Annotated in this window: 21 protein-coding genes; 10 read left to right on the top strand and 11 right to left on the bottom strand. The window is 34.0% G+C overall.

The features are described 5' to 3' along the window. Nucleotides 1-90 precede the first annotated feature (90 nt). Nucleotides 91-672 (top strand): peroxiredoxin family protein, encoded by a 582-nt coding sequence (locus tag GQR60_RS05435; RefSeq protein WP_124991949.1) that lies wholly within the window; start codon nucleotides 91-93, stop codon nucleotides 670-672. Nucleotides 673-767: 95 nt separating this feature from the next. Here GQR60_RS05435 and GQR60_RS05430 read toward each other — a convergent pair whose 3' ends face one another. The 5 genes from GQR60_RS05430 to GQR60_RS05410 all read right to left on the bottom strand — a co-directional run bounded on the left by GQR60_RS05430 (nucleotide 768) and on the right by GQR60_RS05410 (nucleotide 7,412). Continuing rightward, on the bottom strand, nucleotides 768-3,836 hold the full coding sequence (locus GQR60_RS05430; RefSeq protein WP_124991948.1) for an ATP-binding cassette domain-containing protein: 3,069 nt from the start codon (nucleotides 3,834-3,836) through the stop codon (nucleotides 768-770). Between the two features lie 1,627 nt (nucleotides 3,837-5,463). Continuing rightward, the gene (locus GQR60_RS05425; protein WP_124991947.1) at nucleotides 5,464-5,916 is read right to left on the bottom strand and encodes a GNAT family N-acetyltransferase; all 453 of its coding nucleotides are present in this window, start codon (nucleotides 5,914-5,916) and stop codon (nucleotides 5,464-5,466) included. 7 nt (nucleotides 5,917-5,923) lie between these two features. Next, entirely contained in the window at nucleotides 5,924-6,730 is an 807-nt protein-coding gene (locus GQR60_RS05420) for a hypothetical protein (protein ID WP_124991946.1), read from the bottom strand. Continuing rightward, the gene (locus tag GQR60_RS05415) at nucleotides 6,730-7,164 is read right to left on the bottom strand and encodes an SRPBCC family protein (protein WP_124991945.1); all 435 of its coding nucleotides are present in this window, start codon (nucleotides 7,162-7,164) and stop codon (nucleotides 6,730-6,732) included. Before GQR60_RS05415 ends, GQR60_RS05420 begins: the two co-directional genes overlap by 1 nt. Further along, nucleotides 7,161-7,412 carry a putative signal transducing protein gene (locus GQR60_RS05410; RefSeq protein WP_124991944.1) on the bottom strand — a complete coding sequence of 84 codons (252 nt, stop codon included), beginning with the start codon at nucleotides 7,410-7,412 and terminating at the stop codon, nucleotides 7,161-7,163. Before GQR60_RS05410 ends, GQR60_RS05415 begins: the two co-directional genes overlap by 4 nt. Nucleotides 7,413-7,768: 356 nt before the next feature. Here GQR60_RS05410 and GQR60_RS05405 point away from each other — a divergent pair, with 356 nt between their 5' ends. The 4 genes from GQR60_RS05405 (at nucleotide 7,769) to GQR60_RS05390 (ending at nucleotide 11,682) form a co-directional block, all read left to right on the top strand. Next, nucleotides 7,769-8,602, top strand: a complete 834-nt coding sequence (locus GQR60_RS05405; protein ID WP_124991943.1) for an FKBP-type peptidyl-prolyl cis-trans isomerase — start codon at nucleotides 7,769-7,771, stop codon at nucleotides 8,600-8,602. Between the two features lie 317 nt (nucleotides 8,603-8,919). Beyond that, nucleotides 8,920-9,309 carry a BlaI/MecI/CopY family transcriptional regulator gene (locus tag GQR60_RS05400; protein WP_101310394.1) on the top strand — a complete coding sequence of 130 codons (390 nt, stop codon included), beginning with the start codon at nucleotides 8,920-8,922 and terminating at the stop codon, nucleotides 9,307-9,309. Nucleotides 9,310-9,311: 2 nt separating this feature from the next. Next, entirely contained in the window at nucleotides 9,312-10,892 is a 1,581-nt protein-coding gene (locus GQR60_RS05395; RefSeq protein WP_124991942.1) for a M56 family metallopeptidase, read from the top strand. Nucleotides 10,893-11,118: 226 nt separating this feature from the next. Beyond that, on the top strand, nucleotides 11,119-11,682 hold the full coding sequence (locus tag GQR60_RS05390) for a DNA-3-methyladenine glycosylase I (RefSeq protein WP_124991941.1): 564 nt from the start codon (nucleotides 11,119-11,121) through the stop codon (nucleotides 11,680-11,682). A gap of 50 nt (nucleotides 11,683-11,732) precedes the next feature. Here the strand turns inward: GQR60_RS05390 and GQR60_RS05385 are convergent, their stop codons facing one another. Both GQR60_RS05385 and GQR60_RS05380 read right to left on the bottom strand, forming a co-directional pair. Then, the gene (locus GQR60_RS05385) at nucleotides 11,733-14,036 is read right to left on the bottom strand and encodes a M56 family metallopeptidase (protein ID WP_124991940.1); all 2,304 of its coding nucleotides are present in this window, start codon (nucleotides 14,034-14,036) and stop codon (nucleotides 11,733-11,735) included. A gap of 1 nt (nucleotide 14,037) precedes the next feature. Next, nucleotides 14,038-14,409 carry a BlaI/MecI/CopY family transcriptional regulator gene (locus GQR60_RS05380; RefSeq protein WP_124991939.1) on the bottom strand — a complete coding sequence of 124 codons (372 nt, stop codon included), beginning with the start codon at nucleotides 14,407-14,409 and terminating at the stop codon, nucleotides 14,038-14,040. 175 nt (nucleotides 14,410-14,584) lie between these two features. Here GQR60_RS05380 and GQR60_RS05375 point away from each other — a divergent pair, with 175 nt between their 5' ends. Both GQR60_RS05375 and GQR60_RS05370 read left to right on the top strand, forming a co-directional pair. Continuing rightward, nucleotides 14,585-15,040: a hypothetical protein gene (locus GQR60_RS05375; RefSeq protein ID WP_124991938.1), complete on the top strand. Its 456-nt coding sequence runs from the start codon at nucleotides 14,585-14,587 to the stop codon at nucleotides 15,038-15,040. A 399-nt stretch (nucleotides 15,041-15,439) separates the two neighbouring features. Next, nucleotides 15,440-17,110, top strand: coding sequence for a BamA/TamA family outer membrane protein (locus GQR60_RS05370; protein ID WP_124991937.1), 1,671 nt, complete (start codon nucleotides 15,440-15,442; stop codon nucleotides 17,108-17,110). A gap of 29 nt (nucleotides 17,111-17,139) precedes the next feature. On the opposite strand, the gene GQR60_RS05365 is transcribed toward GQR60_RS05370, so the two are convergent. Together GQR60_RS05365 and GQR60_RS05360 are read right to left on the bottom strand one after the other, a co-directional pair. Beyond that, a complete protein-coding gene (locus GQR60_RS05365) occupies nucleotides 17,140-18,471 on the bottom strand; it encodes an MATE family efflux transporter (protein WP_156197125.1) in 1,332 nt (443 codons plus the stop codon). Between the two features lie 144 nt (nucleotides 18,472-18,615). Beyond that, nucleotides 18,616-20,772 (bottom strand): S9 family peptidase, encoded by a 2,157-nt coding sequence (locus GQR60_RS05360; RefSeq protein ID WP_124991935.1) that lies wholly within the window; start codon nucleotides 20,770-20,772, stop codon nucleotides 18,616-18,618. Between the two features lie 255 nt (nucleotides 20,773-21,027). Here GQR60_RS05360 and GQR60_RS05355 point away from each other — a divergent pair, with 255 nt between their 5' ends. From GQR60_RS05355 to GQR60_RS05345, 3 genes are read left to right on the top strand one after another with little or no spacing between them, the layout of a single operon-like run. Beyond that, nucleotides 21,028-21,960, top strand: a complete 933-nt coding sequence (locus GQR60_RS05355; RefSeq protein WP_124991934.1) for a hypothetical protein — start codon at nucleotides 21,028-21,030, stop codon at nucleotides 21,958-21,960. 20 nt (nucleotides 21,961-21,980) lie between these two features. After that, the gene (locus GQR60_RS05350; protein WP_124991933.1) at nucleotides 21,981-22,400 is read left to right on the top strand and encodes a hypothetical protein; all 420 of its coding nucleotides are present in this window, start codon (nucleotides 21,981-21,983) and stop codon (nucleotides 22,398-22,400) included. Nucleotides 22,401-22,446: 46 nt separating this feature from the next. After that, nucleotides 22,447-25,515, top strand: a complete 3,069-nt coding sequence (locus GQR60_RS05345; protein ID WP_124991932.1) for an ATP-binding cassette domain-containing protein — start codon at nucleotides 22,447-22,449, stop codon at nucleotides 25,513-25,515. An 88-nt stretch (nucleotides 25,516-25,603) separates the two neighbouring features. On the opposite strand, the gene GQR60_RS05340 is transcribed toward GQR60_RS05345, so the two are convergent. Next, entirely contained in the window at nucleotides 25,604-25,984 is a 381-nt protein-coding gene (locus GQR60_RS05340) for a DUF1987 domain-containing protein (RefSeq protein ID WP_124991931.1), read from the bottom strand. Between the two features lie 22 nt (nucleotides 25,985-26,006). Next, nucleotides 26,007-26,546 carry a SiaB family protein kinase gene (locus tag GQR60_RS05335; RefSeq protein ID WP_124991930.1) on the bottom strand — a complete coding sequence of 180 codons (540 nt, stop codon included), beginning with the start codon at nucleotides 26,544-26,546 and terminating at the stop codon, nucleotides 26,007-26,009. Nucleotides 26,547-26,549 lie beyond the last annotated feature (3 nt).

Here is a 26,549-nt window from a genome sequence, read left to right as displayed (position 1 = left end):
ATTAACAAATCATTAACGCCAACACAGCCTTCTACTTGTTTACAAATAAAAGACTAATTTGTATCTTATTTCACGAAAAACAAATAGAATATGAAAATTTTACTGGTGACAGCAATATTCTTGACCAGTCTTACAAGTTTTGGTCAGAAGGAACAAAGCAGCATATTGGTAGGGCAAAAAGCTCCTATGTTTAAGGCAATGGATCAATATGGCAAAACAATAGCAAGCGATGAAATTTTAAAGAATGAGCAATTAATCGTTGTATTTTACCGCGGACAGTGGTGTCCTTACTGTAATAAGCACCTATCTCATCTACAAGATCATGTTGGAGATTTTAAAAAAGCAGGTGCCCGATTGGTAGCAATTACTCCAGAAACCAATATGAATGTTAGTAAAACCATAGATAAAACAAAAGCAGAATATTCCATTCTGCACGATGTAGATTCCAAAATCATGAAACAATACGGTGTTGATTTTGTATTATCTGAAAAATTACAGAAAAAATATAAGGAATATGGTATTGATCTTGTCGTTTCAAATGGAAATGATGATCAGACACTTCCTGTTCCAGCAACTTATGTGATTGGAAAAGATGGTATCGTAAAATATGTGCAGTATGATCCTGATTACAAAAACAGATCGAATGCTAAAGAAATATTAAAACATTTGTAATATTTTATTATTCGCTTAATTACAAAAAAACATCTCCAACAAAAAAGGAGTTAAACCATTAATTTTAACTCCTTTTCATATTTTATCAATCACAATTACTTCAGACGTTTTCTGGTAATTCGTATGTGACCTTCGGGGAGTATTTTCACCCATAATATTTCTATCAGAAGTAATAGTCTTCTTAAAGCATCGAAATAAAGTGTAAAGTAAAAAAACAAGCTGGTTAACCAGATGATAATCACATTAAACCAAAAAGTATTCACAAGATAATTGCCAATTCTTTTCTGAGATGAAAATAGCTGAGCTCTTCCCATTTTGTTCACGGGAATTTGAAAAACAGGGTCTTTCAATTGAATCAATTCGCCTTTAAATTCAACAATTTTATTTAGCTCTCTTCTATTTAAAACAATCTGTTCAATAGCTTCATTATGGTGTTTTTGTTTGAATTCAAACAATCCTTTTTTACCTCCGTACTGTTCCAATAAGTTTAGGTAAGCCTGATCTCTTTTATCTGACTCGGTTTTGTAATTAGCCCACCCGTTTTGCTTAATTTTCTTTAGCCATTCCAACAAATCAACCGAAGAGTTCACAAATCCGTTTTCGGTAAGTTCCATACCACTTGGCAAAGTATATAAGTCTGCCAATTTTCCAAATTCGTTCTGCAATACCTGCAACTGTTTTAAATTACCTGTTTGCAACCAGCTTTGGTATCGTTGCTTTAATTCTGGAATATAGAATGATGACCGAAACGAAGCCTCGCTCATTTTTTGTTCATAATCAAAAAACTGACTCTCAAAATCGTTGTTTCTGAATTGTTCTACTATTAAAGCTTCATAAGCCCAACGCGAAGTCATTAAATCGCCAACAAACGGCACATATTTTTGCGAAGTTATAGCTGGATGCAATTTGGTAAAGTTCACAATTACACCTGAAAACAATAGCTGTGGCACCAAAATAAAAGGGATGGAAACATAAACCGCCACAACAGTATTCAAGGCTGCCGACAAATTTAAGCCAATCATATTAGCGCAGGCTGATGCCGTATACAAAACCAACCAATATTCTAAAGTCAATCCTTTAATTTCGAGAATAGTATTAGCTATTAAAACAAACAACAAGGTTTGAATTGCTGAAATTACAAGCATCACAATTACCTTTGAGTTTAAGTAGCTAAACCGGCTTAAATTTAGAAAGGATTCCCTCTTCATAATTCTCCGGTCATGAAGAATTTCTTCCGCCGAAATAATCAATCCTAAAAAAAGAGATACCACCACAGCCATAAAAATAAAGGAGGGGATATTTTCATTATTTGAGAAAATATAAGCCGTAGGATCATCATCCGTGCCACTAATATATTTGGTGAAATATCCCAATATAACTGCTAAAACAGGAGCTTCAAGCAGAGTAATAAAAATGTACTGTTTATTGCTGATTTTGGCCTTTACATCACGCGCCAAATAAATCTTTAACTGTTCTGTTCGTTTGGGAATACTAAAATAATTGATTGGAATCATTCGTTTCCGCTTTGGCACCTTAACCGGATTCTTTGCTTCAATATTCTCTTTGTACAATTCATACCATTCATCGGAACTTCTCTTTCTTTTACGGATTTGCCTGCCGTACTCATTCATCATCCGTGTTTCCACAATCCTTAGAATTTGCTCCGAATTTACATTACCACAAGTCAGGCACTCGCTTTCATCTGCTTTAACATACTGGCTTTGAGTTTTAAAATAGACGACTGCATCAATTGGATTTCCAAAATAGATCACTTTTCCACCTTGATCCATAATAATTAACTTATCCAGCAGCTTAAAAATATCTGATGATGGCTGATGAATGTTACACATCACCAATTTCCCTTTTAAAACCTGTCTTTTAAGCAACAGCATCACCTTTTCCGAATCCATACTCGATAATCCGGAAGTAGGCTCATCCACAAACAAAACCGAAGGTTCCCGCATTAATTCCAATGCGATATTTAAGCGCTTTCTTTGTCCGCCACTCAAAACCTTATTAATAGGATCTCCAACTTTTAAATCTCTGGCTTCAACCAAATCAAAATTTTCAATGGTATCGTCTATAATGTTCTCAATTGTTTTCTCATCTAAATTATCAAAACATAACTTAGCATTAAAAAACAAATTCTGGTAAACTGTTAATTCCTCAACCAGCAAATCATCCTGAGGAACGTATCCAATAACACCCTCAAGTTCCTCTTTATCCTTATGGAGATTATATCCATTAATATATATATCGCCCTGATTTAAAGGCAAATTCCCATTCAACACATTTAGCAATGTAGATTTTCCTGTACCACTGCCTCCCATTATTCCAATCAGCTGTCCTGATTCTACATGAAAATTAACCGGGAATACACCATTATTAGAACCTGGGAACTTAAATTCAATATTTTTAGCTACGAAGCGAATATCCGAAAGATTTTTTCGCTCAATAAATACCGATACAATTTGAGAATAATAAATTGGGTCAATTCTATGACTTCTAATCACAGATCCATACGAGAGTATATAGGCACGATCCAATTTAATATTGTGACCGTTTAAAAAAAGATTGTATTCACCAAAATATTTCATCAGAAAAGTATTTGTACTTTCAAGATGAAGAATAAATAACCGACCACGTAGTCTGGGACTAAAAATATGCTTTACAACCTCATGTTCAAAGGCTTCATTAGCATCAATAATTAATAAATACGGATTAAACGGAATAGAATATTCGGTTCCTAAAATAAACTGCAGACTGTATTCAAATTCTTCTTTAGGAATCTTAAACGCTTTCGATACAGTCTTTACAAATCCAAGTTCTTCCGGACCTGTAAATTCAGAATCATCAATAAATTCAAGAAGCTGCAACATAATCCAAACTTTCTGTTCCTGCTCTGCCTCCTCAACTAATTTTGCACAAACATCTGCCACTTGCTTGTGCTTGTTTTGAATTGTATCCTTATTTCCTTTGGTGTAATATGATTCTTTTAGGTAACGATTGAAATTATCCAAATATCTTTCATGCCATTCCTTACTAAACCGCTTCACTAAATACTTTGAAACAACATCTCGCGCAGCGACCTCAAAACCAACCTGTTGTTCATCCACAATAATGGCAAAAAGTTGCATTAGAGCATTTAGTACTGACTCATTCATGGGGTAATTATAGAAGTTAAATTTTTGCTAAAGGCCTAATTTAGATAAATTCCCCGAGCTATGGAAAAGTTCTTTTTTATAAGGCCCAAATTCCATAAGGTAATTCCCTAAGATTAATTTAGAAACAATCAAAATCAGATCCCGTTTATCCTATTTCAGAACAGTAAAAAAACACATTAAGGATTTTTAACATCTATTTATAACCGTTTATCAAAGATTTTCGTATATTTATAATAATAGACGATACAAAAGGTTTTTTCATAGATAATAGATTTAGGTTATTGATTAGATTAAAAAGCCTAGGTGATTACCTAGGCTTTTTTTAAAATTATTTATTTTGGGAGACCTATGTTGCAGCAAACTTACCGAGCTTCGTATTTTTAGCAACAATTAACATCTGTTAAAAGCACTTAACAAAAGAATGCGGTATGTTTGTAAAGTAGACGAATAATAAACGTTTTTTTCATAGATAGTAGATTTAGGTTAGTAAATAGTGGTTAGTAGAAAAGCCTGGGTGGGGATTCAGGCTTTTTTCTGTTCACCCTTTTTTTTCATTTCTGATTTAAAGCAAAAAAGAATCAGCTGTAAAAAAACTTTTTAGCATTCTTTAACTTTTGTTAAATCCACTTAACGAAAGAATGCAGTATGTTTGTAAGGTAAACGAGTGGTAAACGTTTTTTTCATAGATAGTAGATTTAGGTTAGTAAATAGTGGTTAGTAGAAAAGCTTGGGTGGGGATCCAGGCTTTTTTCTGTTTGCTACTTTTTTCATTTCTGATTTAAAAGCAAAAAAGAATCAGCTGTAAAAAACCCTTTTAGCATTCTTTAACTTTTGTTAAATCCACTTAACGAAAGAATGCAGTATGTTTGTAAGGTAAACGAGTGGTAAACGTTTTTTCATAGAAAATAGATTTAGGTTAGTAATTAGTGGTTAGTAGAAAAGCTTGGATGGGGATCCAGGCTTTTTTCTGTTTGCTACTTTTTTCATTTCTGATTTAAAAGCAAAGAAGAATCGGCTGTAAAGAAACCTTTTAGCATTCTTTAACTTTTGTTAAATCCACTTAACGAAAGAATGCAGTATGTTTGTAAGGTAAACGAGTGGTAAACGTTTTTTCATAGAAAATAGATTTAGGTTAGTAAATAGTGGTTAGTAGAAAAGCTTGGGTGGGGATCCAGGCTTTTTTCTGTTTGCTACTTTTTTCATTTCTGATTTAAAAGCAAAGAAGAATCGGCTGTAAAGAAACCTTTTAGCATTCTTTAACTTTTGTTAAATCCACTTAACGAAAGAATGCAGTATGTTTGTAAGGTAAACGAGTGGTAAACGTTTTTTCATAGAAAATAGATTTAGGTTAGTAAATAGTGGTTAGTAGAAAAGCTTGGGTGGGGATCCAGGCTTTTTTCTGTTTTTATAAATACGTTAAAAATAAACCCTACTGAATAAGTATAAAAGAGTACATATAGTTTATAATTACTTAAGATCATCTTAATGTAGTTTACTCGTCTCTTGTCTACTTTTGAAATGTAAAAACACACAAATGTTTTTTTTCATAGATTAGTTACTATTAGTGGTTAGATTAAAATCCGGGTGGGGACCCGGATTTTTTCATTCCCGCATCCGCTATATATTCTTAGCCTAATACTTTCTCAAAACAAACGCTTTCCTTCACGTCTTCATATTGCCCGTAATTAGGGATAAAATGGTAACCATTCTTTTGATATAGTCCGATTGCCTCGGGTTGTTTCACTCCGGTTTCCAATGTACATTTTTCAAATCCCAGCTCACCGGCCCAGTTTTCTAATTCCTGTAAAACTTTCGATGCAATCCCCTTCCCTCTGCACTCCGGTAAAACAAACATGCGCTTTACTTCCATAACTAATGGTTCGTATTCCTTTATGGCACCGCAACCAACTGGTTTGCCATCTTCATAAGCCAATACCACATAGTTAATTTGATCCAACTTATTGAATTGAGAATAAAAAGCATGATCCTCTCCATCCCGTATTGCTAAATCGGCATCAAGAAATCTAACAAGATCAATGAAATCTTTATTTTCGGAGTTCGTTCTTTGAATTTCAATCATGGATTTATCAATTTATTTGCACGTGAATATGATCATCATGCCTAACGGCACCACAACCATGAAACCTAATACGCTTATCAGTAAGATTCAATCTACGCTTTAAATGTGGCTCAATAAACAATTTTCTTAGTTTTTCATGATTCAAGATGGCTTCGATTAATTCTTTTGTTCCCCTCTCCGAAAATCGTAAATCAGGATTAATACTTCCCAAAGTCAGATATTTAGGATAATCGTATTGAAAGTACCCTTTCTCCATACAATCTTTACATTGATTGAATTCATCTTCATGAGCTTCTTCAAAAATGCCATAACCGCTTAACGACTTTCCCTTGTTAACTATCTTTCCGCTTTCATCTTCATACACCAAACTAAAGTCTATTTTGCAACCATCGTTGTGGCTAAGATGCGGTAACAGTGGAAAACCTTTTATAAATGGAAAGCAGGCATCCAAATATCGAATTTGAACTTCAGATTTATCGCACATTAACCGATTTGAAATATCTCTCAGAAACTCATTTGTTTCACCAGTCACATAATTACGATTTAATAAAACTGTTATATAACCAGCTGGCCTCAAATGAGAATTAGTATTGATTTTTTGTCTTCCGAACAAAGGTGCGATAAGAGGAACAATAAGAAATGTAATTAGCAGATACAAGCTTGAGAATATCAAAATTGATTTTCCGTACATTTTGTATCTTATCTTTTTTGACACGGCAATGCTAATCAAATATACAATTCCTCCAATCTGGCTTATAACAGTTAAGATCGCAAAGATCAGAAATCTCCAAATGTATTTTAAAACTTTATTCATTATTGATTCAAATACTCCTTTAACCTTTGATTGATAAAATACTCCCAGCCATCAGTGCATGACTCTCTAGAAAATTCGGGTATATCCTGCGGGAATGTTTCCAGTCCCAAATTAGTGATACGTAAAAGAGTTTCAATGTCCCGGTCAAATAATTCAAAACTTACAAAAGCATTCCCATACATATTTTCGTACCGCCAATTGTAAACAATTTTCTCAAATGGAATCACCTCAGTAATTTTCCAAATGTGCATGAATTGTCTTTCTCCGGCATCAACATTAAATCTGGTTTTGAACCCCACTTCAGGAATAAAATCGGGTATATTTTCGAAGAACCATTCGCGCATCTTGTTAGGATCAGTAATAGCACTCCAAACCTCTTCTCTCGGTTTATTGAAGGTCTGCTCGACGACAATTATTTGGTTTCTGCTGTTCATGAGTTTAGTTTATTAGTAAACTCATTAATCACTCTTAGTGCCTGTTCCTTATCTTTTGCAAAAATCACAACGTCAACAGGATTGATCCCACCTGCAGAAACATGCCAAGGAGCAATAGTTCCCATTAGCCCGTTTTTTATATTTACAGCAATCCCATTCTCGGTAAGGATATCCTTTATCATTTCTGAATCTATCGGGTTTCCCGAATAAATTACAATTAAATCCAAATCATCTTTATTTGCAGTCATATCATCAAATAATAAACAGTTTCATAAATTAGCTTCTCTTATTTTATCAAAATCGATCTTTAAATTAATTATTAATCACTAATAGTCCATAATATTTATCCAGAAAAAGATGGTGGAAATACTTAAAACCGGTACTCCTTAAAATACATAAACTTTATAGGTTCATGTTAAAAAATCTTAAAAACAACTTAGGTTAGCTCCTTCTTGTTTATTTTCTATTTTAATTTTTAGCTCAAAATTGTACTTTCGCTTGCATTGGAAATGAGAATTATATTGTTGTCTTCAATTTACAGCGAATACAAAATTTCACATCAAAAAATTATTTTATCAATAACCTTAAAAAGAAGTATCAAAAAATGAAACGTACTAGTATTATTCTTACCTTTTTAGCTGTTGTTGTATGTCTTAGTGCTTGTAAAAAAGTTCCGAGATCGGGTAAAGTTAACTTCAAATCGAGCACTGACAGTCTTAGTTATGCTTTAGGATATATTGAAGCCAACAATTTCAAAAAATCATTCGAACGAATTCCGTTCCAAATGGATTCGGCAGATTATAAAAATATCGCCATAGCTATTGCAAAAACCAAATTGACAAAAAGCTATTCTGATTTTAGAATCAAGCAATTCGATTCCATTAACGAAGATGCTTTTTACAAAGGGTTTTTAAACGAATTGGCCTATGGAAAATCGTATTTCTCAGAAATGAGTGCGGATTTTTATCTACGAAAAATCTTCAATGAAAAAAAGGCTGTGCAAGATTCCATGCGTAAAGAACTGCAAAAAACCAACCTTTTAAAAGGGCAAAAATTTTTGGAGGAAAATAAAAAACGTAAAGAAATAATTACAACCGAAAGTGGACTTCAATACGAAATAGTAAAAAAAGGTACTGGCAAAATACCTGTTGCTTCGGATCGCGTTAAATGTGTGTATCACGGAACTTTACTTGACGGTACTGTTTTTGATAGTTCGAAAGAACGTGGCGACACAACAACTTTCTACGTAAACCGGGTAGTTAAAGGCTGGACTGAAGCACTGCAGTTAATGCCCGAAGGATCGGAATGGAAATTGTATGTGCCAGCAGATTTAGGATATGGTGAAAGAGGAAGCGGAGAAAAAATAGGTCCGAACGAAACGCTAGTTTTCGATATCAACCTTATCGAAGTAATCGAGAAAAAAGATAAGAAGAAATAAATCATGTAAAATTAAATAGTAAAGGGGATATCGAAAGGTATCCCTTTCTATTTATAATTTGTTTCTAAATTATTGGACAAAAAACTCATTCTTTTAATGGAAGCCTGCAGTAAGCTTACATAGAAAATGTATCGCTTAATGTCATTTCAATCCTTAAAACAAATTATAATTTATAGGATAAAGACCATACTTTACAGGCATTTCAGAAAATTTACACAACACTTATACTATATTTATAGTAATAATTACTACAAACATAGTAGGAATTAAAAATCAAACTACTATATTTGTAGTAGAAATTAAAAACAATAGACTCTATGGATGTAAAATCATTGACAAAAGCCGAAGAACAAATCATGCAAATTATCTGGAAATTGCGAGAAGCTATTGTTAAAGATGTAGTGGAACAATTTGACGGATCGAAACCAGCCTACACTACAGTAGCAACTGTTCTTAGTGTTTTGGAGAAGAAAGGATTTGTATCTCACCGAAAAATTGGAAACACCAAACTGTTCACACCTGCAATAAGTAAAGCAGAATACACCAAATTTCAATTTAGTTCATTACTTGGAAATTATTTTGGTGGATCGTTCCCAAAAATGGCCAGTTTTTTTGCCAAAGAAAACGATTTGGACATTTCTGACCTGGAAAATATCATGAAACAGGCCGAAGAAGAGATGAAAAAAGATCAACAAAAAGAGAACTAATTATGGAAGCATTGTTTGAATTCTTATTTCGGGCATCGGTGAGTATGGCAGTTTTATTCACCTTGTATTGGTTACAATTGAGAAATTCAACTCATTTTAAAGCCAACCGTTACTTTTTACTGATCAGCCTAATGATCTCGGTTATTGTTGCACTTGTACCTATTCAATATCAGGTAACAGTGCAAACAACGGCAAAAGAAACATTCAACGAATTCAGTGGTGTTTTTAATAACAATATCTCAAGTGAAACTTCAGATATCAACTCGAATAACAACATATCTTTTTCAAGTATTTTGCATCTGATTTACTTTACAGGAATGGCAATTGTGCTGCTAAGAATAGTAATTCAATGCAGAAAGCCATTGCAAGTTATAACCAAATCAACACCTAAAAAAATCAATAATTGTTTGATTTATGAGAATGAGATTTACAATACTCCCTTCTCATTTTTCAATCGCATATTAATCAATCCTAAATATTTTAAACAAGACGAAATCAACGACATTTTAACTCATGAAAAAGTGCACATTCAAGAGCGTCATTGGATCGATCTGTTCATTATAGAGCTGTTAACAGTGTTTTTCTGGTTCAATCCGTTTATATGGTTATTTGAACGAGCAATTAAACAAAACCATGAATACCTGGCTGACGAAGGTGTATTAACCCGGGGCCATTCACCTGTCAGGTATCAGGCATTATTAATTAACCAGCTAATGGGCACTCAGGTAATTGGATTAGCCAATCACTTTAGTTCTGCCCAAGGCCCAACCCGATTTAAAATGATGACGAAAGAGAAAACAGCGAAACGCAAATTGTTTCGAATGGTATGGGGAATTCCTGTACTGGCTATTCTTCTGGTGGCTTTTGCCGAACCAGAATACAAAACTACGGTAACTGATCCTGCAACAGAAAATATTTCTGCTATTCCGATAAATAAAGAGACCATTAAAGTTCGTGGATCTGTTCGGAATGAAGATGGAACTGTGCTTACAGGTGCATCAGTAATTATAAAAGGAACAACAACAGGTGCTGTTGCAGATAAAAAGGGAATGTTTGAACTGAATGTACCCAAATCTGCAAAAAGTGAAATTGTTGTTTCGTATGTAGGCTACAAAACGGCCGTAATGAAAATAAATCCACAATTGAAAGAACAAACTTTAAATCTTCAACTGGAAAAAGAAGTCATTGGAATTAAAATTAACACCAATACATTGTCTTCAGACAGAGATGTACCTCCACCTCCACCACCAGCTCCTGAAGAATTTTCAAAATCGGATGAACCTGTTTTTATTATTGTAGAGGATATGCCACAATACAATCAAGGATTATACGGATTAGAAAAGTACGTGCAAAAACAAAAGAACAAACTCTTTTTTGAGGGCAAAAAACTTGAAGGAAAAGCAACTGTTGGTTTTACCATAAATGAAAAAGGGGAAGTAACCAATATTCAGATCCTTACCAAAAGCAACGATATAGCTGCAAAAGCTGCCACAAAAATTGCAGGCGAAATGGAAAATTGGAAACCTGGATCACAACGAGGAAAAGCTGTTCCTGTCAATTTTGCGATGGAATTAGAATTTTAAAAAACAAATAAAGTTGAAAAGAGATGCCAAATAATGGTGTCTCTTTTTGTTTTGCATCCACCTAAAAGAAAATCATGAGAAAAATTAATGGGAAACTATGGTGGCAAATCATTACTCATTTTATTTATTCCTACCATTATTGAAAGCCACTAACTAAAGCCTGGTGGCAACTTATAAATCTAAACTATCTTTTATATATTTAACGGAAAACTTAAAATTGACAACAATGACTGTAACAAGATGCAAATGGGCTGGCGACGATCCATTGTATTGCGATTATCACGATAACGAGTGGGGAGCCCCCTTGCACGATGATAAGATGCTGTTTGAATTTCTTATTTTGGAAGGAGCACAAGCTGGTTTAAGTTGGATTACCATTTTACGAAAGCGAGAAAACTACCGCAAAGCTTTTGATAATTTTGATCCAAATATTATTGTGAATTACACTCAGAATAAAGTAGATGAATTACTTCAAAATGAGGGCATTATTCGAAACAAACTGAAAATTATTTCTGCTATAAAAAATGCTAAGGCATTTCTTGAGGTTCAAGAAGAATTCGGCAGTTTCGACAAATATATATGGAGCTTTACGGACGGTAAAACCATTCAAAATCATTGGGCAAGTCTATCTAAAGTTCCTGTCTCTACAACCGAATCGGATGCCATGAGCAAAGATTTAAAAAAGAGAGGTTTCAAATTTGTTGGTACAACCATTTGTTATGCTTTTATGCAGGCAACCGGAATGGTAAACGATCATACTACGGATTGCTTTCGCTACAAAGAAGTGTAAAAAGAATTGCCCCCGACGGAAGTCAAGGACAATTCTTTTTAAAAGCTAACTTATGCTCCGAAATTAATTGGTACAGTATACGATACATTTACTGCTTGCCCTTTTTGTTTACCTGGCTTCCATTTTGGAGAACTATTAACAATCTCCAATGCTTTTGCATCCACGTCTTTATCACCTGTCCCTCTTACAACATGAGCATTTGCAACCAATCCTTCTTTTGTTACCAAGAAGGTAATAAAACATCTCTTGCCAATTATATAGTTAGTATCCAATTTAGACACTTCACCAGCAAAGAACTCTTTTAATTTCAAAGCTCCTCCCGGGTACTCCGGCATCTCCTCTACAATAACAAAAACAGGCTCGTCATTATAAATAAATTCTTCCTTTTTAGACCCAATCTTTGAATCCAAATTTGTTTTTCGATTCTGCTCTACTTCTTTCTTTTTATCATCTTCTAAACTAAAATTAATCGGAACTGTATAGGAAACATGTACTGCTTTTCCTTTTTCATAACCAGGTGTCCACTTAGGAATTGAATTCATCACTCGAAGAGCTTCTGCATCTAAAGAAGGATCTACTCCACGAACAACACGGGCTTGCACAACATCACCTTCTTTACTTACGATAAATGTCACAAACACTCGTCCAGAAATACCTTTTTGCCGGACATCTTGTGGATATTTAACAGATGCAGCAATGTGTTTTTGCAATGCTTCTCCTCCACCAGGATATTGTGGCATCTTTTCTACTATTACGTAAACATCTTCGCCTTTGTACTTTTGCTTATCCATTTTTTCCTTTTCAGGTTCCTCTATTACAATAACCGCCTTGTCATTTTGCAAAGCAAAATTAATTGGAACTGTGTAAGATACATTCACAGCTTCACCTCTTTGCTTGCCCGGCTTCCATTTTGGCATTGATTTAATCACACGAACAGCTTCTGCATCAAGCGATGGGGCTACAGACTTTGCAATATGAACATTATCTACAGCACCTGATTTATTTATTATAAATGTGACATACACTCTCCCCTCCACTCCATTCTCGTGAGCATCATTTGGGTACTTAACGTTTCTTGCAAGAAATTTCCGGCATTCTAATTCACCTCCTGGAAACTCAGGCATTTCCTGCACAATTATAAAAATAGGATCACCTTTGTAAGTGATTTCTTCATTCTGATCCATGAGGGAAGTTGTTCTCATATTGATCTTCGTAAAATAACCAGACTCTGTTTTATCTCCATGCTTAATAATACTGTCAACAGGGATAACAAATTTTTCTAGATCAACACCTAAAAAAGCTAGTTTTGCATCTAAAGAAGCTAAAATAGTAAACTTCCCATCCTTATCAGAAATTGTTCCTGCATTAGAGTTCTTTACAAGAACTGCAACTCCCGGAATTGGCTCATTGGCGATATTAAAAATTTGTCCTGAAACTGTAGTTACATTTACAACTTTTTCCACTTTCTTTTCCTGTGCCTGCACTTCTACTATTTGCAGATTGAATAACAAAACAGCAAATACTACCGGGATAACAATCAATAATTTATAGCGCCTATTTAGCGGGCTTTTTTCTTTTGACATCATAATCATACGTTTTTTAGTGATGGAATAGTTAAAGTTATTGGCTAAACCTAAAACCTCAGTACCCATAATTTGGTTCATTAAAATTGCCTGATATTGTCCGATGTTAAAGCCACGCGCTATTACTCCATCATCAGCCAAAAGTTCATGCGTTTGTTTTACCGCAACCTGATAAAGCCATACAAAAGGGTTGAACCATAATACGATGGTCAACACTTCAACAAACAGCAGATCGATCCAATGCTTTTGCTGAGCATGTACTTTTTCATGCGCAAATATATTATTCAAAGACTTGTCGCTAAACTCCTCTCTGTTCATTACAATGTATCCGAAAAAGGTAAAAGCAGGTATGGATTGATCCAATAGAATTACCTTCTGTTCATCAACAATTTGATACTCTCCCGCTTTCATTAATTGTCTTATCTGGAGAACTTTTAAAACACTTCTTACAAATAAAATTGTGCATACAACCAGATAAATTAAGAGTAGTATCTCTTCCTTGGAAATTAAGGATTTTACAGGCATAATTGCTTCACCGGTAATTGTCTCTGCAAATACATCTCCCATCGCATTATTTACAAATTCTGATTCAACAGTAATCGAGTAAGAAAACTTTAATAGAGGCAGAATTAGGGCTAAAAAAGCACTTCCCAACAGGTAAAAACGAATTTCTGCGAAGAATCGTTCGTTTCGCAATATCAAAATGTAAATCAGATAAAACAAAATCAGAACAGTCGATGACTGTAGTAAGTAATCCGTCATTGATCCCATATCACTTCTCTTTGTTTATTTCACGTTTAGCAATTTCAATCATCTCTTCCAATTCCTGAATACTTAATTTGTTATCCTTGGCAAAAAAAGAAGCCATTCTCGAAAATGAACCATTAAAATAATTCGTTACCAATGCTCCTGCCTTGTATCCAGAATAATCTTCTTTTGGTATCTTTACAGAGAATACATGAGATTTTCCCTGAGCGATTTTATTCACAAATCCCTTTTTCTCTAAGGCATTCATTACAGTCGCCACCGTTGTATAAGCAGGTTTAGGATCCGGAAAACAAGCTATGGCATCTCTTACATTAGTTTCTTTTAAATCCCACACAATTTGCATCACCTGCTCTTCTGCTTTGGTCAACTCCTTCATATCAATATTTACTTTTAGATTAATCTACTACAAACTTAGTACTAATTTTTTAGTAGACAAATTTTATTACTAAAACTTTAGTAGATAAAACAAATTAGTGTAAGGAGCATTCGATTATTATTCATTTCATCTTGATTACTGTGTGCTATTTTGCTAACTATGCAAAAAATAAGCAATGGAAAAATTTGAATTAGACCCTATTGAATACCCTCTGGGAAAAAGAATAAAAAAAGAGCTTTCTCTACTGGCACTTCTACTAGTTATTATCCTGTTTTTTGTAGGCATAAATGTGGTTTACCTGACTACGGTTCTATTCATGTACATCCTGCTTTTACTTCTTAAAAGAAACCGAATCATCTACAAAATAGAGTTCGATGATCACACAGCCGAAATAAGATTATTCTACTATTACTTAATATTTTTCCGTGGAAAAGAAAAAATAAAGTACGATAAAATTGTTTTTAAAATGGGATTGAAACGATTTGGTTTTGGAAGTGCGGTAGAGACTATTGAACTTTTTAAAGGAAAATTTTTAGCGGGTGAAATAAGAAAAGAAGGCAAATGGAAATGGACTGAGGAAAGTATAAATCAGCTCAACAAAAAATTGATATCTATCAACGAATTAAATTGACTTAACTATTTCAGACCTATTAAGGTATGATTCTTGTGCTTTGGTACGCATAAATCAAATTACAATTTATATATCTTTGGGAAAAGATCATCCTCTTTGTAATTAAAATTTGGACTCATTCGTAAAATAGGTACATATTGTCTGATTCTTATTCTTTCGATAGGAAATCTTCTCCATGCAAATGGGCAAAGGATTTCGCGAAGAGATACGCTTGCTGGAAAAAAACAATATGCCAAATTACAGGACAGCACCTATATCATTTCCAGAGATACAATTGTTTTTCTATTAGATACCGTAAGAGAAAAACGTTTTAAAAACAATTCGAAAAATGGATCTAAATTTTACAATTCTCTGCAGCAGGGTGCCGGCAAGCGTAAGTTCACCAAGGAATTATACAATTTGTTTTTTATCTCGCCCGACAAACTAAATCCAACTGATACGATAAAAACAGAACGCAGTGAAACCGCTTTCGTGCAATATCAAGGCAAAACAATACGAAACATTACTGTTCGGGTTTTAAAACCATTTGGGCCTACTTTATATGATACAACTCAAGTTGCAACAACCTGGATAGAAACAACAGGAAATAAACTTCATAATACCAGTCGGAAAAATCATTTACGCAAACTGTTACGAATAAAAGAAGGTGATGATGTAGATCCATATAATCTAGCTGATAATGAACGGCTAATCCGTCAATTATCATACATTAAAGATGCTTACTTTAGAGTGGTGCCGGTATTGGGTTCCCGTAAATTAGTCGATCTTCAATTGTGGGTTAAAGATCAGTTTTCGTGGGGAGCAAATATGAAGGTTGGCTCCCTAACTTCTACCGATTTTGAAATATACAATCGAAATCTTTACGGATTGGGACATGAATTTAGTAATAGTTTTGAATTTGATTCAAACAAAGATCAGAAATATGGCTACACAGGGAGATATAAAATTAGAAATATCCGAAAATCATATATTGATGCAACTTTTACCTACCAAAACACTTATGAAAAATCGGTTATTCAAATAGATTTAGACCGAAGTTTCGCAACCTACAATACCAAATATGCCGGAGGCTTTACCCTCTCTCAAACCATGAGATCGGACGAAATTCAAAAAGATGATCCGATTATTAACGAAATTCCTTTGGATTTTAATTATGGAAATATTTGGTTTGGCCGTTCTTATAAAATTAAATCAAGAAATCAATTTGCCCGAAGAAAATTATATATAACAGGAAGAATATCCGGTCGGGAATTTTTCGAAAGACCTAAAGTTGGTCCTACACTAAATCAATTTTTCCACAATAATATTCTCTATCTTGCTAGTTTAAGCTTAAGCCAAATTCAATATTACAAGAGTAATTTAATTTACAATTTTGGACGGACTGAAGATATACCATATGGTTCTTTAGCGCAGCTTACCATGGGGTACGAAGACCGGGAATACTCTTATAGAAGGTATTTGGGTTTTGATTTCCAAAAAGCAGTTTACCTTCAAAAAAGCAGAACTTATTTCTTTAATCGTGTTGCGCTTGGCGGATATTTTAATTCAGAAAGGTTTGAACAGGGTGTCTTGCTTGGTCAAACAAAGTTCTTCAGTCGCATCCGTAATCTCGGATCTCTTCGTCTTCGTAATTTTGCAGATTTGCAATATACACTGGGAATAAGAAGATTTCCAGAAGAATTCATAAGCTTAATTACTGATACAGGAATACGAGGTTTTTCAAAAGAAGATGTAATAGGCACTCAGAAATTAGTCCTTAATCTGGAAACTGTTGCCTTTACACCTTATACTTTAGGGGGCTTTCGTTTTGCTTTTTACACTTTTGCCGATATGGGATTTATAGGTAGTAATAAAAAGAACATTCTTAAGGAAAAATTCTATTACGGTGTAGGATTTGGTATTCGTTTGCGCAACGAAAATTTGGTATTTAAAACCATACAGCTACGCCTTGCTTTTTATCCAAAAGCGCCCTCCGATTTTAACCAGTTTGAATATCAATTATCCGGGGAAGAAAGACCTAAATTCAACAACTTTAGAGTTTCTCAACCAGAAGTAATTCCTTTTGAATAGTTCTTTGGAATTTCTTATCCTTTAAAAATTTAAATCTTATTTTCTTTCCAATTAAATAATTTAAGGTACAACCAGGAACTCAAACCAAGAAATCCGCCATAAAAATACTCCGAAGTCCACACACCTGAAATTGGTAATTTTAAAACTGCGATTAAAAGATAGACTCCGCCCAAATAACATACTAAAACTCCAATCTCGATCAACATAGCATGAAAAGTATTTCCTGTTCCTGAAACACCATGAAAAAGAGTCACTGCAATTGGAAAAATTAAAGTTGCACCAAAAATCACGTACAAAACCGGTTTTGTATCAGCAATCAACCCCAGCTCTTCGGTATAAATTGAAATTATTAATTCGGGATTAATAATACAGATACCCACCAATGTCAAAACCGAAAGAAAGGATAACTTAATTGTCCGCCAAATAACCGGCATAACCTCAGCCGAATGTCCTTCCCCAATAACCTGGCTCACCAAAGTATTAGCCGCTGATGCAAAAGACCAAACCGGCACCATCATCAAAACATAAATACTTCTTATAATATTTGAAATTGCCAACTCTCTCTGCCCCATTCTTTCTACCATTAAAAAGAAAACAAACCAACACGACAGAGCCAAAAAATTCTGGATCATCATTGGAAAAGATACTTTGATTAGTCGTGAATAAAGTTCCCAATCAATTTTTGCAAACCCAAATAAATCATAAGTTTTAACAGGTACTCTTTTTAGAGTATAGACAATAAAAACAAGCATAACACAAAACTCGGCAATTACAGAAGCAAAGGCTGCACCTTTTATTCCCATTTCAGGAAATCCCCACTCCCCAAATATCAGTACGTAATCGAAAAAGATATTAATAATTGCCATAAAAATGGTACTCCAACCAATTATTTTTGTTTTTGCGATTCCAATATAAAAAGCTCTGAACAATAGATTTACGCAAGCAAATAGGATTCCCCACGCCCGGTAAGAAATGTAATCGATACTGGCATCATATATTGCATTCGATTTCACAATAGCCTTCAAAATAGGCGGAGCTTGTAATTCCATAAAAACGACCAGCAATACGGCCAAAACCAATAAAAAATACAAAGCATGATCGAAGGTTTTACCAACAAGTTTGAGATTTCCTTCTCCCACTCTTCTTGCAATAACAATTTGAGCTCCCAATCCAAACCCCCAGGCAAGCATTACAATCGCAAAATAAAATATTGTTGCAATAGCAGCAGCCCCCAAAGCTGTTTCACTTAGGTGTCCCAAAAAAGCAGTATCGGTAAGAGCAATTATATTTTGTGCTACACTTCCTAAAATAATAGGATAAGCTATTTTCCAGATACTTCTGTAATTGATTTGTGTTTTCAATTTGATATTTTATTTAATGTATGCGCACTTAAAAATCATAATGAGTGACACTTCAGGAACAAAAAAAATCGTCACCTCAAAATTGCCGAAAAATATCGGAATTGGGATGACGATTTATTCATTTTTATAGCTAACCAGCCACTCCTATTTCAAATAATCATCAAAATAATTACTCACTTTTTGCTTCAAGTGAATACGATCACGCCCTCTTACATTGTGCTCGGCACAAGGATAAGGGAAATAATCAACCTGAACATTGTTTTTAATACACTCCCGGATAAAATTCAAACTATGCTGCCATAGCACAGTATTATCAATTGCGCCCTGACAGATCAATAGTTTTCCTTTCAAATCTTTTGCTTTTGCAAGCAAGGAGGTCATCGCATATCCTTCCGGATTCTCTTCCGGGGTATCCATATAACGCTCCCCGTACATCACTTCGTACCATTTCCAGTCAATTACGGGACCACCGGCTACTGCGACTTTAAATACATCAGGATGATTTGTAATTAAGGAAATGGTCATAAAACCACCATAACTCCAGCCATGAACCCCAATACGATCAACATCAACATAGGGTAATGATTTCAAAAACTCTACCCCTTTCATTTGATCAGCCATTTCGGGTTGACCACACTGACGGTGGATAATAGCTTCAAACTCTTTTCCTCTATTTGCTGAACCTCTATTATCCAAAACATAGATTAAATAGCCATTCTGAGCCATATACTGCTCCCACAAACGAGAACCTCCCAACCAATTATCAGTTACCAATTGTGCATGCGGTCCCCCGTAAACGTAAACCACCACCGGATATTTTTTATTTGGATCGAAATCTGCTGGTTTAACCATCCTGTAATACAAATCCGTTTTTTCATCTGCCGATTTTATAGTCCCCAAAGAGATTTCACCCAAATTATAATCAGCCAGCTCATTTTCAGCATTCACCAATTCCTTTATCACTTTGCCTTTTGTATCTGCAACTTGGATTTTTCGCGGCACATTTAAACTGCTGTAATTATCAATAATAAATTTACCGTCGGCACTTGGCTTAACTGCATGAGTTCCTTCCTCTGTCGTTAATCGAATTCGCTTGCCAGTTTTCAAATTCAATTTATATGCATGTCTTTCAATAGGACTCACTTCCGTTGATACAAAAAACATGTTCTTCTCTGATTTATCAAAACCCAAAATCTCTGTAATTTCCCAATCTCCCGATGTCAATTGTTTGATTAATTTTCCATCCGTATCGTACAAATAAGCATGATTAAAACCATCCCGGTTATTGGTCTGATAAATAAATTGATTTGTATTATTTTTTAAGAAAATCAATTCATGGGAAGGTTCTACCCAGCGATCATCCTTTTCTTCGAAAAGTGTTTTTACAAATTTACCTGTTACTGCTTCGTATTTATTCAGTTTAGCATGATCCGAAGAACGATTCAAAACCTGAATGTAAATAAATTTTCCATCTGGCCCCCAAGTAATATTTGTCAAATATTGATCCGTTCCAAAATCATCAGGTTGAATCCATACTGTTGATTTCTCTTTCAGATTATAAATACCCAAACTCACCGTTTCGCTGCCCATGCCAGCCATCGGATATTTAATTTCCTTCAAATCACCAACTCGTGTGGTAATATCTAATAATGGAAATGTGGTAACATTACTTTCATCTTTCCGATAAAAGGCCAAACATTTTCCTTTTGGTCCCCAAAAAATTCCATCACTAATACCATATTCACTCCGGCTAACTATTTGACCGTTAACCAAATTCTTATCCTGATCCGAAGTTACAGCCACTTCATTTCCATCTGCACCGCTTATATACAGATTATTCTCAATGGTATATGCAACAGATGAATTAACTGCACAAAATTCAGCATTTTCCGCCTTATTGCTAATTTTCAATTGTGACACAAGCTTCTTATTGAGCAGATCAATTTGAATAAAATTACCTTGGTTGTAATATTGAATCACATCATTACTTATCCATGAAAACCGCGGCAATCTGCTTAATTCTTTGTCTCCTGCCGATTTTAACATCACATTTAAATCCGATAATGTAAAAATAACTTTAGCCTCTTCATCTGGTTCAGCCGCCATAATATCATTATTTGAAACATAGGATATCAGATTACTTTCGCCTTTCCACGATAATTGAGATAAATTTTCAGGATAAAACTTTCCCCATTGTCCCAAAATAGCGTCTTCCATACTCAATTTCTTTGTTTGAGCATCTGCAGCAGTAAAAAGGGCACAAATGATTAGTAAATAGGTTAGAAGGAATACTCTTTTCATAGTGTTTTTTGTCGTTGTTATATTTCTTTTTAAAAAATTCGTCTCCAAATGTATCCTTTTTAGTAGAAATAGAGTAATAATGAAAGAATAATTAACCGAGACAATCACCAATTACTTTGAAAAAAATCCAAAGTAAGATCGAAAAACTCAATCAATAGTAAATTCGCAAAACGAATCAGTAGTGTAGCATACACAGAGCTTTGAGAAGTAGTTTATTCTTTCTAAATTGGCTTAATAAATTTTAAGTTATACAATATGCCGAAGAACAAAATACCAAACAGTATTAAATTTCTTATTTTAATCTCTATTGCTGCAATAGTAACATTTTTTATTTTGCGTAAAAATAAGACTAAAAATGATGTTGCCACTGACGAGATAGCTGCAGAAGCTGCTATCATGGAAGATATAGATCAGTCTGCGAATATTTTTAAATACAATAATATTCTCTTCAGTCTTCCATCTCCATATCAAATCTCACTGCTTCTTGAGCAATCGGGAATTCCTTACAATAAAGATTTATTGCATACGACAAGCAAAGCAAGCGACTATGTTGAAAATTTTAGCAAAGCTGTAAATTTCGGCATTTACGGATCTGATTTAGGATACATTAACATCTATCATCAAACTCAGGATGCAGCAAGTTATTTTGCGGTTTTAAAAATCATTTCTCAGGAAATTGGATTATACAACGCGATGGATAAACCTACGATTGAACGTATTGAGAAAAATATTGAAAATAGAGACTCTTTGCTCGTTATTGTAAGTACTACCTATCGTAAAATCGATAATTATTTAAAAGTCAATGACAGAGAAAATACCGGAGCTTTAATCTTAGCAGGTGGTTGGATAGAATCTGTTTATATTCTAACCCAACAAATCAAGACGAGTCCAAACAAAGAATTAATGACTCGGATTTCAGAGCAGAAAAGACCTCTTGAGAATTTAATAAAACTTTTAGTACCCTATTCCAATGAATCTAAAGACTTCTATTTTCTGGTTGATCGATTAATCGATTTAGCTTACACATTTGATGAAATAGAAGATAAATACACATATATTCCTCCAATTACTGATGCTAAAAACAAACTTACAATTATAAAAAGCAAATCTGAATTGGTAATGAATAAAGAACAGTTAGCTTCAATTACTGATAAAGTAAGTGTTATTCGTAACTACATCATCAAGTAATCCAATTAAAAAAACAACTTATGAATCGCTTCTATACCCTTTTTCTTATATTATTCTTTACAGGCCTTAGCTTTCACTCTAATGCGCAATCGGATGTTACATTGCAAAACTGCACAAAATATCTGGAACCTGAATTTATATCCGATGGCCAACAATATAAAGCCCTTCTATCGGGTGGTGAAGTTGCTGAATTTCACACAACATTTTATGCCAATAACAATTACCGAATTGTAGGAGCCACTGGTAAAATGGAAAAAAATGTAATCTTCTCAATTTACGATGAGGAAAATCATTTGCTTTTTTCCAATAAGGATCATAAGAACTCGCCTTATTGGGATTTTCAATTTACCAACTCAATAAATTGTACCATTGAAGCCAAATTAAATCAGAAAGAAGTAACATCCGGATTTGTCCTTCTCCTGATCGGATTTAAACAATAATATCCGTTCACCTCTTCTCACAACACACCACTAACTTTCACATTCTATGAGTGAACGAATTCTTAAGGCTTTAATGCAGCTATTTGCAATCATTGCTCACCCAAAAAGTTCAGCAATTGAGAGGCGAAGAATGGTTTCCAAATATCTCAAACAACAACTTGATCAAGAAACAGCTGAAGAATATCTTAGCTTATATGATCAACACTATGAGGCTAACCAGAAGCGTACTACAAGAACCACCAAAATTAAAAAATACACTTCAGCAAGCTCGGTGAGAGTGCTTCGCATATGCACTGAAATAAACGAAGAACTCGTTGTCCGACAAAAGGTGATTGTCCTCATTCAGTTGTTGGAATTCCTAAAATTGGAAAAAGAAATTAGTAATCAAGAATTCGCCTTTGTTGAAACTGTTGCAGAGACCTTTAACCTTCCTCTTGGAAGTTATGATCGATTAAAGAATTTTGTTCTAAATGATTTCGATGAAATCACCCGATCTGTACGTTTACTTACCGTTAGTAATGAGAACAAAGTATTTGAAGTAGGAGAACATTATTATGCTGAAGGTTTCGTAGGTGAAATTAAAATTCTTCGTCTTAAGCGAGTAGACATGTTTGTGTTGCGATTCAAGGGAATTGAAGAACTAATCATGAACGGGCAGAATCTTAATCCAGAGCGAGTACATCTATTAACTCAAGGTTCATCCATCCGAAATCCGAAAATTAATCCGATTTATTTTAGTGATATTGCCACGACCTTTCATCGCGATCAGGAACACAAAAGAGTTGTATTCGAAGCCAAAAATATTGAATACCGGTTTAAAGAAAATAATATTGGTATTCATGATCTTTCTTTCAAGGAAGAATCGGGAAAAATGGTTGGTATTATCGGATCAAGTGGTGCTGGTAAAACAACGCTTTTAAATGTTTTAAATGGGTCAGAAAATCCCAGTGATGGAATTGTAGAGATTAATGGATACAACATTGTAGCCGATAAATCTCAATTGGAAGGTGTTGTTGGTCATGTTTCGCAGGATGACTTATTAATAGAATCGCTTACCGTTTTCGAAAATCTATATTTTAATGCCAAACTTTGCTTCGACAAATTCAGCACTTTTCAACTAATTAGAATTGTATTGAACTTGCTTAAAGATTTAGGGTTGTACGATGCCCGGAATCTTAAAGTGGGAAATCCATTGGATAAAAAAATTAGCGGCGGACAGCGAAAGCGATTAAATATTGCTTTGGAATTGATTCGTGAACCTTCCGTATTATTTCTTGATGAACCAACTTCAGGTTTATCATCGAGAGATTCTGCAAAGATTATGGATCTTCTTAAAAATTTAGCATTAAAAGGGAAGTTGATTTTTGTCGTAATACATCAACCGTCTTCAGATATATTTAAGATGTTCGATCGCTTGTTAATTTTGGATACTGGCGGCTATCTGATTTTTAACGGGAATCCACTTGATGCGATAACCTATTTCAAATCGCAAACAATGCGGGCAAACCGTACAGAAAGCGAATGTTCATCATGCGGTAACGTTGATGCGGACCAGATTTTTAATATTATTGAATCTGAGGTATTGGATGAATACGGTAATCCTACACAGGTTAGAAAGGTATCTCCTATTCAATGGTATAAAAAATATCACGAATATGTGGGTGTTAATAAAACTATTGATGATACAACCGAGCTTCCTCCGGTAACATTCAAAATTCCAAATATATTTAAACAATTTAGTGTATTTGTAAAAAGGGATGTAATTTCCAAACTGGCAAACCGCCAATACTTATTTATTAATTTATTTGAAACGCCGTTATTAGCATTTCTTTTAAGTTATATTATTAAATTTTACAATATTGACGTTGCCAATGATTTAGGTTATACATTTAGTAACAACAGCAATCTTCCGGTATACCTTTTCATGTCGGTTATTGTTGCTCTGTTTATAGGCTTAACGCTTAGTGCTGAAGAAATTATTAAAGATCGAAAAATTCTTAAAAGGGAACGGTTTTTAAACTTAAGCAAGTTTAGTTATCTACTTTCAAAAATTGTTATTCTGTTCTCTATATCGGCCTTTCAAGCCTTTTTATTTACGATAATAGGCAACTCTATTCTGGAAATTAAAGGAATGTATTTTGAATATTGGCTTGCTCTTTTCAGTGCCTGGTGCTTTGCTAATATGCTTGGTTTAATCATCTCGGACAGTTTTAAAACTGTAATTACCATTTACATTTTAATTCCTTTTATCTTAATACCACAGCTAATTTTAAGTGGTATAATTGTAAAATTCGATAAACTTAATCCGACCATTTCCACGCCAAATAATATTCCTTGGTATGGTGAAATAATAACTGCTCGTTGGGCTTATGAAGCTTTAGCTGTAAAACAATACAAAGACAACGAATACATGGCTAATTTTTATATCTACGAAAAGTTAATGAGTAAAGCCGATTATCGTAAAAATTATTGGTTACCGATTCTTAAAAACAAATTAAACACCAGCGAACGATACCTTAAGTTACTGGATAAAAAGAAGGAACTTGCCGAAAATTTATTACTTCTTCATAACGAACTTTCGATAGAAGATCTTGATCAAATTGCAATTCCATTTGATAATTTAGATCAACTCAATCCTCAAAATTTAAACGCCGACGTTATTAAAGCGACGCGGGAGTATTTTAATAAATTGAACCGATACTACATTAATTTATATAATGTCTCGAATCGTAAAAAGGATGAACGCTTAACCAAGTTACAAAAAGGATTTTTAGACAAACAGGCATTTGTGAACATGAAAAAAACATACACAAATGAAGGTCTTACTGAGTTTGTTAGAAACTCGAACGATATCGAACGAATTATTGAATACAAAGGGAAATTATTCCAAAAAATTGATCCTATTTACAGGAATCCTGAAGGAAGTTTTATTAAAGCACACTTTTATGCTCCTCAGAAAAGGGTATTTGGACAATATTTCGACACGTACTGGGTAAATATCATCGTTATTTGGGTCTCAACATTTTCACTATATATTATTCTGTATTATAGCTTATTCAAGAAACTATTAGGTGTTTTTGACCAAAAATTTAACAAGAAAAAATACGAACGATAAATCAATTTGCAAATTCAAAAAAGGCTGATTCCAATTCATAAAAAAACCGCAAGTTTTCACTTGCGGTTTTTATATATCTTAAAATATACTATTCTTCTTCTTCAATCATTGTAAATGGAATCTTAATAATAGACTGATAATCTTCTCCAGCCTCCAACATATCTTCATCATCCGCTTCATAATACCAGTTAATTCCAACCTTTTGTCCACGCTTAAATATAACTTCAAGCTTTTTAAAGACATCAAGCAAGCATTTCGAAGAGCTGGTATTAAAATACTCAAGTCTAATATTTACGATCGTAGATTCCTTTGGTTCACTAATGTAGGTATCAAGCCACTCAATAATTGGCTTATAAAAATCTAAGGAATTCTCTGGAATTGATCGCCCGGAAATTAAAAAAGAACCTTCATCACCATCAAAATTTATGTTTGGTGTTTTAGGGCTACCTTCTATAATAAGTGAATTCATGAAAATCTATTTTTGATTGTTATTAAATAATTACATCTATAGCAAGAAACAAAAAATTAGGGTTGTATTGAAAAAACTGATACTCCATATTATTGCCACTCTTTCTTGCAATGTCAACCATTCCTAGTCCGCCACCACCTTTTTCAGAGAATTGGTCGTTTCCTAAGATTATCCTATATAAACTTTGAGTTTCAGTAGAAGACAATGTATTAATTTGATCAATTCTATCTCGAATAAGTCTTAATCCATCAATTTTAATAAAATTCCCTGCACAAATTCTGTATTGATTTCCTTCATCACGCAAAATTAAAACACCAAATTTTTCATAGGAAACATCTAAATCAGAAGGAACCTCACCATGGTGATGTAAATTCTGAACCAGTTCAACCAATACATTAAAAACTTTCTTGAAAAGTTTTGGTGGTTCATTCCGATCTTTCAAAATTTGTTCAATCGACTGCAAAATATCAGTAACATCCTCATCTTCAATCCGCCCCATATAGTCGAAAATAGCATCTTCATCTATTTTTTCGGAATACCACTGGTTTAGATCAAAGTTCATAAA

It is taken from the genome of Labilibaculum euxinicum (assembly GCF_009795715.1).
Classification (GTDB): Bacteria; Bacteroidota; Bacteroidia; order Bacteroidales; family Marinifilaceae; genus Labilibaculum; species Labilibaculum euxinus.
The sequence above is the reverse complement of the archived record's forward strand: the minus strand, read 5'-3'. Positions and strand labels throughout refer to the sequence as shown.